Annotated in this window: 10 protein-coding genes; 9 read left to right on the top strand and 1 reads right to left on the bottom strand. The window is 73.2% G+C overall.

Translation table 11 applies throughout. The features are described 5' to 3' along the window. Positions 1–25: 25 nt before the first annotated feature. Positions 26–1792: a dolichyl-phosphate-mannose--protein mannosyltransferase gene (locus ACZ4M3_RS25500; RefSeq protein ID WP_467736320.1), complete on the bottom strand. Its 1767-nt coding sequence runs from the start codon at positions 1790–1792 to the stop codon at positions 26–28. A gap of 78 nt (positions 1793–1870) precedes the next feature. Between ACZ4M3_RS25500 and rsmI the strand changes: the two genes are divergently transcribed. From rsmI to ACZ4M3_RS25545, 9 genes are all read left to right on the top strand, one after another. Further along, positions 1871–2767: a 16S rRNA (cytidine(1402)-2'-O)-methyltransferase gene (gene rsmI / locus ACZ4M3_RS25505; RefSeq protein ID WP_467736322.1), complete on the top strand. Its 897-nt coding sequence runs from the start codon at positions 1871–1873 to the stop codon at positions 2765–2767. 159 nt (positions 2768–2926) lie between these two features. Next, positions 2927–3427 carry a hypothetical protein gene (locus ACZ4M3_RS25510; RefSeq protein WP_453357140.1) on the top strand — a complete coding sequence of 167 codons (501 nt, stop codon included), beginning with the start codon at positions 2927–2929 and terminating at the stop codon, positions 3425–3427. A gap of 43 nt (positions 3428–3470) precedes the next feature. Beyond that, positions 3471–4346, top strand: a complete 876-nt coding sequence (locus ACZ4M3_RS25515; protein WP_467736325.1) for a TatD family hydrolase — start codon at positions 3471–3473, stop codon at positions 4344–4346. 484 nt (positions 4347–4830) lie between these two features. After that, positions 4831–6252, top strand: a complete 1422-nt coding sequence (locus ACZ4M3_RS25520) for a ubiquitin-like domain-containing protein (RefSeq protein WP_467736552.1) — start codon at positions 4831–4833, stop codon at positions 6250–6252. Continuing rightward, a complete protein-coding gene (gene rsmA, locus ACZ4M3_RS25525) occupies positions 6249–7151 on the top strand; it encodes a 16S rRNA (adenine(1518)-N(6)/adenine(1519)-N(6))-dimethyltransferase RsmA (RefSeq protein ID WP_467736327.1) in 903 nt (300 codons plus the stop codon). Before ACZ4M3_RS25520 ends, rsmA begins: the two co-directional genes overlap by 4 nt. Continuing rightward, a complete protein-coding gene (locus ACZ4M3_RS25530; protein ID WP_467736329.1) occupies positions 7148–8053 on the top strand; it encodes a 4-(cytidine 5'-diphospho)-2-C-methyl-D-erythritol kinase in 906 nt (301 codons plus the stop codon). Before rsmA ends, ACZ4M3_RS25530 begins: the two co-directional genes overlap by 4 nt. A gap of 67 nt (positions 8054–8120) precedes the next feature. Continuing rightward, positions 8121–9917, top strand: coding sequence for an ABC-F family ATP-binding cassette domain-containing protein (locus ACZ4M3_RS25535; RefSeq protein ID WP_467736331.1), 1797 nt, complete (start codon positions 8121–8123; stop codon positions 9915–9917). A gap of 159 nt (positions 9918–10076) precedes the next feature. Next, positions 10077–11774, top strand: a complete 1698-nt coding sequence (locus tag ACZ4M3_RS25540; RefSeq protein WP_467736333.1) for an outer membrane protein assembly factor BamB family protein — start codon at positions 10077–10079, stop codon at positions 11772–11774. A 43-nt stretch (positions 11775–11817) separates the two neighbouring features. Next, complete coding sequence (locus ACZ4M3_RS25545; protein WP_467736335.1) at positions 11818–13551, top strand: outer membrane protein assembly factor BamB family protein; 1734 nt, start codon at positions 11818–11820, stop codon at positions 13549–13551. Positions 13552–13602: the final 51 nt, after the last annotated feature.

Genomic DNA, 13602 nt, shown 5'->3' on the forward strand with positions numbered 1-13602 from the left:
TTCACGAACCCCGTTCCACCAGGTCTCAGACCCAGGTATCGAGCCACATCCGGCCGCGCCAGGAGTCCATCGGAATGCTCCCGCCCGTGTAGATCGGCCAGAAATAGATGAAGTTCCAAATGATCAGCAGGACCAGGACGCCCGCGCCGATCGCCCCCAGCGCCCGGCGGCGCTCGGAGGATCCCGCCGGGCCGAGCAGCGCGCCGATCATCATCGCCACCGCCAGGCACAGGTACGGGACGAAGACGACCGCGTAGAAGTAGAAGATCGTCCGCTCCTGGTAGTTGAACCAGGGCAGCAGACCCGCGGCCAGTGCGCACGCGATCGCGCCCGCCCGCCAGTCGCGGCGGAAGAACCACCGCCACAGCACGTACAGCAGCGCGAAGCAGCCAGCCCACCACAGCAGCGGCGTACCCAGGGCCAGCACCTCGCGGGCGCACTTGGCCGTCTCGGTCGCCGGGCAGCCGTCCGTACCGGGCGCGGGCGACTCGTAGAAGTACGAGACGGGCCGGCCCAGCACCAGCCAGCTCCACGGATTCGACTCGTACGTGTGACCCGAGGTCAGGCCGACGTGGAACTTGTACACCTCGGTCTCGTAGTGCCACAGGCTCCGCAGCCACTCCGGCAGCCAGGACAGCGAACTGCCCTGGTCCTGCTTGGCGGCCCAGTCGCGGAAGTAGCCGCCCTTGCCGTTGTCCGGGCTCAGGATCCAGCCCGCCCACGACGCCAGATAGACGGCGATCGCCACCGGCACCGTCGACAGGAACCCGGGCAGCGCGTCGCGGCGCAGCATCGCCGCGTACGGGGCGCCCGCGCCCGCCGTGCGGCGGGCGGCCGCGTCCCACAGCACGGTCAGGACGCCGAAGAAGGCCAGCACCACCAGGCCGTTCCACTTCGTGCCGAACGCCAGGCCCAGACAGACGCCCGCCAGGATCCGGTACGGGCGCCAGCCCAGCCGCAGCGTCTGTGCGACGACCGCGTCCGGCCGGGCCCGGCCGTCGCCGTCCACCGGCAGCGCCGCCGCGAGCCGCGCCCGCGTCCGGTCCCGGTCGATGAGCAGCGCCCCGAAAGCGGCCAGTACGAAGAACATCAGCACCAGGTCGAGCAGCGCGGTCCGGCTCATCACCAGGTGCAGTCCGTCGACGGCCAGCAGCGCACCGGCCAGGCAGCCCAGGAACGTCGAGCGGAACAGCCGACGGCCGATCCGGCACAGCATCAGGACGGACAAGGTGCCCAGCACGGCGGTCATGAACCGCCAGCCGAACGGATCGAAGCCGAACATCCACTCGCCGAGACCGATCACCCACTTGCCGACCGGCGGGTGGACGACGTACCCCGGCTCCAGCGGCAGCGCCACCCCGCTCGGGTCGGCGAGGATCGCCTTGTCGATGTCCTTGGGCCAACTCGCCTCGTAGCCCTGCTGGATGGTGGCCCACGCGTCCTTCGCGTAGTACGTCTCGTCGAATATCACCGCCTTCGGGCTGCCCAGGTGCGCGAACCGCAGCACCCCCGCGACCAGCGTCACCAGCAGCGGACCCACCCACGACGCGACGCGCTGCCAGCGCTCGCGCGCGGCGGCGGGCACGCCCAGCGCGGTCCACAGCTGTTCGGAGGGTCGCGCGTACGGGGGCACGAGGCGGGTGCGCACGTCCGCGCCCCGCGCCTGCGGGGCGTAGCCGAAGCCGCGCAGGCGGCGGAGCCAGACGGGGGGCTCGGGTTCGGAGCCGCGTCCGCCCGGCGGGACGGGCGGGGCCCCCGCGGGGCTGGGCGGCGGCGTCGCGGTTCTGGTCACCGGGTCATCGTAGGGAACGCGCCTGTGGGAACCCCAGTGGCTGCGCGAGTCAGCTGGGACGGCTGAGAGGATGGACCGGTGACGACTGACCAGCCCCGCGCCGCCGAAGCCCCCTCCACCACCGGCGTGCTCGTGCTCGCCGGAACCCCGATCGGCGACCTCGCCGACGCCCCGCCCCGCCTCGGGGCCGAGCTGGAGCGGGCCGACGTGATCGCCGCCGAGGACACCCGGCGGCTGCGCCGGCTCACCCAGGGGCTGGGCGTGCACACCACCGGGCGGGTGCTGTCGTACTTCGAGGGCAACGAGTCCGCCCGCACCCCCGAGCTGGTCGAGGCCCTGGAGTCCGGCAAGCGGGTGCTGCTGGTCACCGACGCCGGGATGCCCTCGGTCTCCGACCCCGGCTACCGGCTCGTCGCCGCCGCCGTGGCCAAGGACATCAAGGTCACCGCCGTCCCCGGTCCCTCCGCCGTACTGACCGCGCTCGCGCTGTCGGGGCTGCCCGTGGACCGGTTCTGCTTCGAGGGGTTCTTGCCGCGCAAGGCGGGCGAACGCCTCGGCCGGCTCCGCGAGGTCGCCGGCGAGCGGCGCACGCTCGTCTACTTCGAGGCCCCGCACCGGCTGGACGACACCCTGGCCGCGATGGCCGAGGTGTTCGGCGGGGACCGGCGGGCCGCCGTGTGCCGCGAGCTGACCAAGACGTACGAGGAGGTCAAGCGCGGCGGCCTCGGCGCGCTTGCGGCCTGGGCCGCCGACGGCGTGCGCGGCGAGATCACGATCGTCGTCGAGGGCGCGCCGGCCGCCGCCCCGGGTGACGTGGACGACGAGGAGCTGGTGCGCAGGGTGCGGGTGCGCGAGGAGGCGGGGGAGCGCCGCAAGGAGGCCATCGCGGCGGTCGCCGCCGAGGCCGGGGTACCCAAGCGGGATGTGTTCGACGCAGTGGTGGCGGCAAAGAATGCGGCTCAAAACGTCCCGTAGATCGGTAAAGAGATAAGCTGAAAAGCAAAGCTCAGACCGCGCACCGGCCCTTTTGGACATGAGTGGCCCAAAGTCAGTCCAACACTGGACCGGACCTGATGCGCTCCCGCCCGAAGAGGCGTCCACTGGCAATGCACCAGTGGAACAAGAGGAGCTGGCATGAGTGAGATCGCTGAGACCCCGGCACCCGCACCGACCACCGCCACCGCCGTACCCACCGTCCCGTCCAGGCCGTCCGTGGACACCGTGCACGAGGCGTACTCGTTCGCCTGCATGAAGTGCGGGTACGGCTGGGAGCAGGGGTACGAAATCGAGCACCACGTGAACGGCAAGGGCGAGCCCTTCATCGTCTACACGGTCAACAGCGAGCGCGTGCCCTCCCCCCTGTCCAACCCGACGTGCATGAACTGCGACGGCCACGTGGTCCGCATCATGCGCGAGGGACAGGTCAAGTCGGTCCTCGGCATGCTCGACCAGCTCTACCACCAGGCCATCCACCCCGGCATCGCGGGACCGGTCCCGGCCACCCACGACGCCCCGCGCCCGCCCAAGCAGCGCAGGAGCGCCCCCGACCACCCGGCCCCCGGCCCGGTCCCCGTCGAGGACGCCGGAACCCGGCGCGGACCGCTGGCCCGGCTGCGGGCACTGCTGCGCAGGTGAGCGGCGGGCCCGGCCCCGCCCGACCGGTCATAAGATCGGCCCCATGAGCCGTACCCCGAACGACGCGCCGCCCCCGCTGCCCGAACCGCTGCGGGTGGCGGTCGCCGACTCGCACACCCACCTGGACATGCAGTCCGGAACCGTCGAAGAAGGTCTGGCCAAGGCCGCCTCCGTGGGCGTGGCCACCGTCGTCCAGGTCGGCTGCGACGTGAAGGGCTCCCGCTGGGCGGCCGAGACCGCCGCCGCGTACGAGAACGTCCACGCGGCCGTCGCGCTTCACCCGAACGAAGCGCCCCGGATCGTCCACGGCGACGCCGACAACTGGTCGAGGCAGGGCGCCCGGCCCGGCGGCGGCGAGGGCGCGCTGGACGACGCGCTGGCCGAGATCGAGGCGCTGGCGGCGCTCCCGCACGTCAAAGCGGTCGGCGAGACCGGGCTGGACCACTTCCGCACCGGACCCGAGGGCATGGCCGCGCAGGAGCGTTCCTTCCGCGCCCACATCGAGATCGCCAAGCGCCGGGGCAAGGCGCTGGTCATCCACGACCGCGACGCCCACGCCGACGTGCTGCGCATCCTGCGCGAGGAGGGCGCCCCCGAGCGGACCGTCTTCCACTGCTACTCCGGCGACGCGGCCATGGCCCGGGAGTGCGCCGCGGCCGGCTACTACATGTCCTTCGCCGGGACCGTGACCTTCAAGAACGCCGCGCCGCTGCGCGAGGCCCTGGCCGTGGCGCCGCTGGAGCTGGTGCTGGTGGAGACGGACGCCCCGTACCTCACCCCCGCGCCGTACCGCGGCCGGCCCAACGCCCCCTACCTCATTCCGCTGACGGTACGGGCGATGGCGGCCGTCCGCGGCATCGACGAGGACGCGATGGCCACCGCGCTGGCCGCCAACACCGCCCGCGCCTTCGACTACTGAGACGGCTGTACGAGTCCGCTCCCGCCGACACGCTGAGTAGTGCTGCGGCTTTGATGAGTGACCGCCGTTCCCGCTAGGGTGCCGTGCCCGAACCAGCGCGGGCCGGACACGTGGAGCGAGCGTCGTGAGCGAGACACAGGGCAGTGGCGGACACCGCGGTGGCGGCCGCGCCGCGCAGGCGGCCCCGCCCCGGCCGGCCGAGGAGCGCGGCGGATGGGGCCCCGACCCGGCGGAACCGGTGCCCTGGCCGGCCGCCGCCGGCCGGCGCCGCGCACCCGACCCGGCGTGGCCCGACCCCGGCGCCCGGCCCCCGGACGCACCGCCCGGCGGCCGACGCGGCCGCGACGGCGGGCCGTACGACGGCCTCCACGGCCAGGGCGGCGGCCCCTTCGGCCCGGACGGCGGCGGCCCGGACGACGGCGGCCCGCCCGCCGGCCACCGCGACGGCCCGTACTGGAGCCACGTCGGCGGCCCGCTCGACCGCCTGTTCGGCCCCCTCGGCGACGACCCCGCGCCGCACGACCCGGAGCCCGCCGGCGATCCGGACCCCGCCGTCCCCGGCCCCCGCTCCGCCCGCCGCCGCAAGGGCCGCGGCGCCCTCCCCGCCCCGCACGAGGACCCGTACCGCAGCACCCCCGCGGCACAGCCGCCCGGCCCCGGCCGCAGGCGCCGCCCGGAAGCCGGCCCCGCCACCCTCCCGCCCCCCGCCGAGACCGGGCCCGGGCGCCGCCGCCGGGCCGAGAACCCACCGGCCGCGCCCCTGCCGGCCCCGGCGGGCACCGGAAGACGCCGCGCGGCCCCCGCCCCGGCCGGCCCCGACCAGTGGCGCCGCATCGTCCCGCAGGCCCTGGTCGTCGCCTTCCTCGCGGGCGGCACCACGGCGTTCGTCGCCGCCGACAAGACGGTCCGCCTCACCGTCGACGGCGTACCGCGCACCCTCCACACCTTCGCCGACGGCGTCGATGAACTGCTCGCCGCCGAAGACCTCGGCGTCGGCCCCCACGACCTCGTCGCCCCCGGCCGCGACACGGCCCTCGAAGACGGCGAGGAGGTCGTGGTCCGCTACGGCCGCCCCCTCCACCTCACCCTCGACGGACAGCGCCGCCAGGTGTGGACCACGGCCCGCACCGTGGAAGGCGCCCTGCACCAGCTCGGCGTCCGCGCCGAAGGCGCCTACCTCTCCGCCTCCCGCACCACCGCCGTACCGCGCACCGGGCTCACCCTCACCGTCCGCACCGAACGCGGCGTCACCTTCATGGCCGACGGCCACGAGACCACCATCCGCACCAACGCCGCCACCGTCCAGGAAGCCCTCGGGCAGGCCGGGATCACCCTGCGCGGCCAGGACACCACCTCCGTCTCCCCGGAGTCCTTCCCCCGCGACGGGCAGACCGTCACCGTGCTGCGCATCACCGGCACCCGCGAGGTCCGCGAGGAGAGCATCCCCTTCGAGACCGAGCGGGCCGAGGACGACAGCCTCTTCGCCGGCACCGAGCTGGTGGAACGGGCCGGCCGGCCCGGCGCCCGCCGGGTCACCTACAGCCTGCGCACCGTCAACGGCGTCCAGGAGAAGCCCCGCCGGATCGCCGACGAGGTCATCCGCGAACCCGTCACCCAGCTCGTCAAGGTCGGTACCAAGCCGCTGCCGCCCTCCGTCGCGGGCGCCGACGACCTCGACTGGGACGCACTGGCCCAGTGCGAATCCGGCGGCCGGCCCGCCGCCACCGACGCCTCGGGCACCTACGGCGGCCTGTACCAGTTCGACGTGAGCACCTGGCAGAGCCTCGGCGGCAGCGGCCGGCCCCAGGACGCCCCGGGCGCGGAGCAGACGTACCGGGCCAAGAAGCTCTACGTGCAGCGGGGGGCGACTCCCTGGCCCCACTGCGGCCGTAGGCTTTACCGGTGAGCACCGCAGAGCAGCAGCCCCACGAGACCCCTTCCGACGCCCTCCTGGGGCCGGCCGACATCCGCGAACTGGCCGCCGTACTCGGCGTCCGGCCGACGAAGCAGAAGGGCCAGAACTTCGTCATCGACGCCAACACGGTCCGCCGGATCGTCCGCACCGCCGAGGTGCGGCCGGACGACGTGGTCGTGGAGGTCGGACCGGGTCTGGGTTCCCTCACGCTCGCCCTGCTGGAAGCCGCGGACCGGGTCACCGCCGTCGAGATCGACGACGTGCTCGCCGCCGCGCTGCCCGCCACCATCGAGGCCCGGATGCCCGGGCGCAAGGACCGCTTCGCGCTCGTCCACTCCGACGCCATGCTCGTCACCGAGCTGCCCGGCCCCCCGCCGACCGCGCTCGTCGCGAACCTGCCGTACAACGTCGCCGTGCCCGTCCTGCTCACCATGCTCGACCGCTTCCCGAGCATCGAGCGGACGCTGGTGATGGTGCAGTCGGAGGTCGCCGACCGGCTCGCCGCCGAACCGGGCAACAAGGTCTACGGGGTCCCCTCCGTCAAGGCCAACTGGTACGCGCACGTCAAGCGGGCCGGGGCCATCGGCCGCAAGGTGTTCTGGCCGGCCCCCAACGTCGACTCCGGACTGGTCTCCCTGGTCCGCCGGTCCGAGCCGATCAAGACCACCGCCTCCAAGGCGGAGGTCTTCGCCGTCGTCGACGCGGCCTTCGCGCAGCGCCGCAAGACCCTGCGCGCCGCCCTCGCCGGCTGGGCCGGCTCCGCCGCGGGCGCCGAGGCCGCGCTGGTCGCCGCGGGCATCTCCCCGCAGGCCCGCGGGGAATCCCTGACGGTGGAGGAGTTCGCCGCGATCGCCGAGCACAAGCCGGCCGCCGAGAGGCCCGCGCTGTGAGCCGCTCCGTGACCGTACGGGTCCCCGCGAAGGTCAACGTCCGGTTGGCGGTGGGCGCCGCCCGGCCCGACGGCTTCCACGACCTGGCGAACGTCTTCCTCGCCGTGTCCCTCTACGACGAGGTCACCGCGGCCCCCGCCGACGAGCTGACGGTCACCTGCGAAGGCCCCGACGCCGGCCAGGTGCCCCTGGACCGCAGCAACCTCGCCGCCCGCGCCGCCGAGCTCCTCGCCAAGCGCAGCGGCCTCACCCCCGCCGTCCACCTGCACATCGCCAAGAACATCCCGGTGGCGGGCGGCATGGCCGGCGGCAGCGCGGACGGCGCTGCGGCCCTGCTGGCCTGTGACGCCCTGTGGGGGCTGGCCACCCCGCGCGCGGAGCTGCTGGACATCTGCGCCGAGCTGGGCAGCGACGTACCGTTCAGCCTCGTCGGCGGGGCCGCGCTCGGCACCGGGCGCGGGGAGATCCTCACGCCCGTCCCGGCGGGGACCTTCCACTGGGTGTTCGCGGTCGCCGACGGCGGCCTGTCCACCCCGGCCGTGTTCCGCGAGTTCGACCGGCTCGCCGCCGGGCGGGACATCCCCGCCCCCGAGGCCTCCCCGGCCCTGCTGGCCGCCCTCGCCTCGGGCGACCCCGGCGCGCTCGCCGCGACCCTGGCCAACGACCTCCAGCCCGCCGCCCTGTCGTTGCGGCCCGCCCTCGCCGACACCCTCGCGGCGGGCACCCGCGCCGGGGCACTGGCCGGGCTGGTCTCCGGCTCCGGCCCCACCACCGCCTTCCTGGTGCGCGACGCGGAGTCCGCCGCCACCGTCGCCGCCGCCCTCGAAGCCTCCGGGACCTGCCGTGCCACCCGGGTGGCGACCAGCCCCGCCCCCGGAGCCACGGCCCTCCCGGAGGGTTAGGCTGAGGGGCTGATCCACACCCTCTCCCGGACACCGGCCGGGGGGACCCCCACCTGGAGCGCGTCTGATGGCCGTCAATCTGGTCAATGTCGAGGCAGTCAGCAAGGTGTACGGCACCCGTACCCTGCTCGACGGCATCTCCCTCGGCGTGTCCGAGGGAGACCGCATCGGTGTCGTCGGCCGCAACGGCGACGGCAAGACCACCCTCATCCGGATGCTCGCCAAGCTGGAGGAACCCGACACCGGCCGGGTCACCCAGTCCGGCGGGCTGCGCATGGGCGTCCTCACCCAGCACGACTCCCTCGACCCGCAGGCCACCGTCCGCCACGAGATCATCGGCGACATGGCCGACCACGAGTGGGCCGGCGACGCCAAGATCCGCGACGTACTGACCGGTCTCTTCGGCGGCCTCGACCTGCCCGGCTTCGGGCAGGGCCTCGACACCGTCATCGGCCCGCTCTCCGGCGGCGAGCGCCGCCGCATCGCCCTGGCCAAGCTCCTCATCGCCGAGCAGGACCTGCTCGTCCTCGACGAGCCCACGAACCACCTCGACGTCGAAGGCATCTCCTGGCTGGCCAAGCACCTCCAGGAACGCCGCTCCGCACTCGTCTGCGTCACCCACGACCGCTGGTTCCTCGACCAGGTCTGCACCCGCATGTGGGACGTCCAGCGCGGCGCAGTCCACGAGTACGAGGGCGGGTACAGCGACTACGTCTTCGCCCGCGCCGAACGCGAACGGATCGCCGCCACCGAGGAGTCCAAGCGACAGAACCTCATGCGCAAGGAGCTCGCCTGGCTGCGCCGCGGCGCCCCGGCCCGCACCTCCAAGCCGCGCTACCGCATCGAGGCCGCCAACGAGCTCATCGCCGACGTGCCCCCGCCGCGCGACACGTCCGAGCTGATGCGCTTCGCCAACGCCCGCCTCGGCAAGACGGTCTTCGACCTGGAAGACGTCACCGTCCAGGCCGGCCCCAAGATCCTCCTCAAGCACCTCACCTGGCACCTCGGCCCCGGCGACCGCGTCGGGCTCGTCGGCGTCAACGGCGCCGGCAAGACCTCCCTGCTGCGCGCCCTCGCCGCGGCCGCCCGCACCCAGGGCGAGGAGCAGCCCGCGGGCGGCAGCGTCACCGTCGGCAAGACCGTCAAACTGGCCTACCTCTCCCAGGAGGTGGGCGAGCTCGACCCGTCGCTGCGCGTCCTGGAGGCCGTCCAGCGCGTCCGTGACCGCGTCGACCTCGGCAAGGGCCGCGAGATGACCGCCGGCCAGCTCTGCGAGCAGTTCGGGTTCACCAAGGAGAAGCAGTGGACGCCGGTCGGCGACCTCTCCGGCGGTGAGCGGCGGCGACTGCAGATCCTGCGGCTGCTGATGGACGAGCCCAACGTCCTCTTCCTCGACGAGCCGACCAACGACCTGGACATCGAGACCCTGACCCAGTTGGAGGACCTCCTCGACGGCTGGCCCGGTTCGATGATCGTCATCTCCCACGACCGGTTCTTCATCGAGCGCACCACGGACACCGTGATGGCGCTGCTCGGTGACGCGACCCTGCGGGTGCTGCCGCGCGGCCTGGACGAGTACCTGGAGCGCCGCCGCGCGATGATCGAGGCCGCCGCCCCGGCGCCCGCGCCCGCGGCCGTCAAGTCGTCCTCCTCGGGTGACGCGCGCGCCGCGAAGAAGGAACTCCAGAAGATCGAGCGGCAGCTCAACAAGATGTCGGACCGCGAGTCGAACCTGCACGCCCAGATCGCCGAGAACTCCACCGACTACGACAAGGTCGCCAAGCTCGACGCCGAGCTGCGCGAACTCATCGCAGAACGGGACGACTTGGAAATGCGCTGGTTGGAGCTGGCCGAAGAGGCCTGATCAGCACCGCGCCCGGCCGCCCGGCGGCCGGATAACGGCCGCGTCACGGGCCGGTCCTCCCTTGGGAACAGGGCGTGGACCGGCCCGATGCATGTTCGGCGGCAGTGATAGAAAGGTCATCCTCCCGTCACGACCGTCCCACGCCGAAGGTATGCGCTGATGACCGAGCCGCCCCAGCCGCCGCCGAACCAGCCGCCACCGCCTTCCGGTTACGGCCACCTGCCCGGCCCGCCGCAGCCCGCGTACGTACCTCCGCCGGGCCAGAACCCGTACGCCCAGCAGCCCGTGACGGCCCCGCAGCCCCAGCCGGGACACGCACAGTTCCCGCAGCCCGGCTACGGGCTCCCGCCGCAGCCCCCGACGGCCCCCGGCGTTCCGCCGCACCCGCCCGGCGCCCCCGGCGTTCCGCCGCACCCGCCCGGCGCCCCCGGCGGGAAGGGCCGGCAGAAGCTGGTCGTCACCATCGCCGCCGTCGCGGCCGCCACCATCGTCCTCGGCGCCGGCGCGTACTTCGCCTTCGGCCGCGACGGCGGCGGCTCCCCCGGGCATCCCGTCGCGGGCCCCACCTCCTCCGACTCCGACGGCAAGCCCTCCGGCTCGCCCTCCGTCGACACGGGCGACGGCAGCGGCAACGGCGCGGGCGATCAGGAAGACTTCAACGCGGGCCGCAAGCCCGGCGAGGACAAGGTCCTCTGGTACAAGAGCGCGAAGATCGACGGGCCGGGCGCGGGCATTCCCGCGCAGGGCCAGTGGGCCGTCGGCGACACGGTCGTCAAGGCGGTCGGCAAGTCCCTCATCGGCTACCAGGTCACCGACGGCAAGCAGAAGTGGAAGCTCGACCTGCCCGCCGACATCTGCGGGACCACCGACCAGACCACCGGCGACGGCAAGACGGCCATCCTGCTCAAGGAGGGGGACGGCGACGGCGCCGACTGCAACCAGGTGAAGCTGATCGACCTCAAGGCGGGCAAGGAGGGCTGGACGAAGACCGTCGAGCAGCAGAACCTCTTCGACACCGCCGTCAGCGCCTACCCGAGCATCGTGGGCGACACGGTCGCCGTCAACCGCCTCATCTCCAGCACCGCCTACAAGATCAGCACCGGGGACAAGCTCTTCACCGGCAACGTCCCCGAGGGCTGCAAGCCGCACGCCTACATCGGCGGCAACGCCAAGATGATCGGCCTGGCCACCTGCGAGGACGCCGACCGCACCGTCGAGGTCCAGGGCATCGACCCGGCCAGCGGCAAGAAGGGCTGGACCTACCGGCTGGCCAAGGGCTTCACCGTCAACAGCGTCTACTCCGTCGACCCCGTCGTCCTCGACGTCGGCAACCGTGACACCAAGCAACGGGCCGTCATCTCCCTCGGCCCCGACGGGCAGAAGCGCGCCAGCATGTCCGCCGAAGGCTCCTTCCCCACGTGCCCCGGCGGCGACGAAGGGCGGCAGGGCTGCGGCACCTCCGCCGTCGCCGACGACACCCTCTACCTGGCGACCGCGACCGCGACGGGCGGCAAGTCCAACGAGATCGTCGCCTTCGACCTGGGCACCGGCAAGGCGAAGTGGCGCACCCCCTCCGGGAACAACGCCCTCATCTCCCCGCTCGTGGCCGAGCAGGGGCGGCTCGTCGCCTACCGCAAGAGCCTCTCCTCCGACCAGGGCGGCGAGATCGTCGCGGTCCCGGCCGCCGGTGGCAACCCCACCGTGCTGCTGCACAACCCTTCGGGAGCCGCCTCGAAGGTCGAGAGCGCGTTCTACTCCCCGGAGCTCGACTACGTGGACGGCCGGTTCTTCCTGTCCGTCACCCGTCTGCAGGCCGACGGCAAGGACGAGAAGCTCCTGATGGCATTCGGCAAGTGAACGAGTCCACCGCGCCGCCCACCGAGAGGCAATAGATCCCCCCATGAGCACGCCCAGCACCCCGCCCCCGCCGAACCAGCCGCCCTCCGGCGGCTACGGCGCGCCCCCGCCGCCCCACCAGCCGCCGCCGGGCGGGTACGGCGCGCCCCCGCCGGTCCCGCCCGTACCGCCGGTCCCGCCGACGGTTCCGCAGCAGTCCGCCGCCCCGTCCGGGCAGCCCTCGTACGGCTACCCCCCGCAGGCACCGGCCGGCTACGGGTACCCCCAGCAGCAGCCCGGCTACCCCGCCGGCCCGCAGCAGGCCGCGGGCCAGGGCGGCGGCGCGGGCGGCGGCGACAAGCGCACCCAGCTGATGATCGTCGGCGCCGCGCTGCTGGCCATCGTCCTCATCATCGGCGGCGGCTTCTGGTACGTCTCCGACCACGGCAGCGGCGGCGGCACGCAGCCCACCGCCAACGGCGGCCAGAGCGGCTCCCCCGACAACGGCAAGGGCACCGCGGCCCCGGGCGGCACGGAGAAGGTCCCGGCCAACACCAAGTCCCGCACCCTGGTCAACGTCCCCAGCCCGGCGCCCGATGACGTCGTCTCCGTCGACGGCTCCTGGCTCACCGACACCACCTACGTCAAGTCCGACGTGGCCAAGGTCGTCGGGTACAACCTCGTCGACGGCGGAAAGAAGTGGGAGATCCCGCTCCCCGCCCAGATCTGCGCCGCGACCAAGCACGTCAGCGGCAACAAGACGGCCATCCTCTTCCAAGAGGGCATGGCCAGTGACAGCAACAAGTACCCCCAGTGCACCCAGGTCGGCGTCATCGACCTCGACGCCGGCAAGCTCCTGTGGTCCGGCACCGCCAAGTCACAGACCAACGGCGACAAGCCCGTCGCCTTCACCGAAGTCACCCTCAGCGGCCAGACCGTCGCCGCCGGCGGCCTGCGCGGCGGCGCCGCCTGGAACCTCGCCGACGGCAAGTCGCTGTGGACGCCCAAGGTCGACGGCGAGGGCTGCTACGACCTCGGCTACGCGGGCGGCGAGGCCCTCGCCGTGCTCCGCAAGTGCGGCCGCGAGCCCAACGTGACCCTGACCGCGCAGACCCTCGACCCCGCCACGGGCGCGCCGAAGGCCTCGTACAAGCTCGCCCCCGGCATCGAGTGGGCCGGCATCATCTCCACCAAGCCGCTCATCGTCGCCGCCAACGTCGGCAACACCGCCAAGAACGCCACCAACGTCAGCGACCTCTTCGTCGTCGACGACGCGGGCCAGCTCAAGTCCCGCATCGGGCTCTCCAGCGGCAGCTACGCCCCCGACTGCCCCGCCACCGAGGTCGAGCAGTGCTCCGGCATGGTCGTCGGCAACGGCAAGGTCTACCTGCCCACTTACGAGCACCAGGGCTCCGCCTCCAGCGTCGGCCGCACCAACGAGCTGGTCTCCTTCGACCTGGAGACCGGCAAGGGCACCACCGACCGCGCGGACGCCGGCGAGCGGTACACGATGTTCCCGCTGCGCATGGACGGGTCGAACATCATCGCCTACAAGGAGCCCCCGTACGACGGCGGCGGCCAGATCGTCAGCATCGACGGCAAGACGATGAAGCAGACCGTCCTGATGCAGAACCCGTCGGACAAGGCCGTCCACAGCGCCGAGACGCAGTTCGTGGTCGACCACTCGGAGTTCCGCTACCACAACGGGCACCTCTTCATCGCCCGCACGATGGTGCGCAAGCCGTACTCCAGCGCCAGCGAACCGGAACACCTGTTCGTGTCCTTCATCGCCAACTGACCGGCCGCACCGCCGCGCACCGGCCCCCGGACGACTCAACGCTTCCGGGGG

The organism is Streptomyces sp. NPDC026522 (assembly GCF_055567555.1).

What these genes read in the sequence shown, in the direction of transcription:
- ACZ4M3_RS25540 (WP_467736333.1), top strand. Translation starts at nt 10,077, where the DNA reads ATGACCGAGCCGCCCCAGCCGCCGCCGAACCAGCCGCCACCGCCTTCC.
- ACZ4M3_RS25545 (WP_467736335.1), top strand. Translation starts at nt 11,818, where the DNA reads ATGAGCACGCCCAGCACCCCGCCCCCGCCGAACCAGCCGCCCTCCGGC.
- ACZ4M3_RS25510 (WP_453357140.1), top strand. Translation starts at nt 2,927, where the DNA reads ATGAGTGAGATCGCTGAGACCCCGGCACCCGCACCGACCACCGCCACC.
- ACZ4M3_RS25535 (WP_467736331.1), top strand. Translation starts at nt 8,121, where the DNA reads ATGGCCGTCAATCTGGTCAATGTCGAGGCAGTCAGCAAGGTGTACGGC.
- ACZ4M3_RS25515 (WP_467736325.1), top strand. Translation starts at nt 3,471, where the DNA reads ATGAGCCGTACCCCGAACGACGCGCCGCCCCCGCTGCCCGAACCGCTG.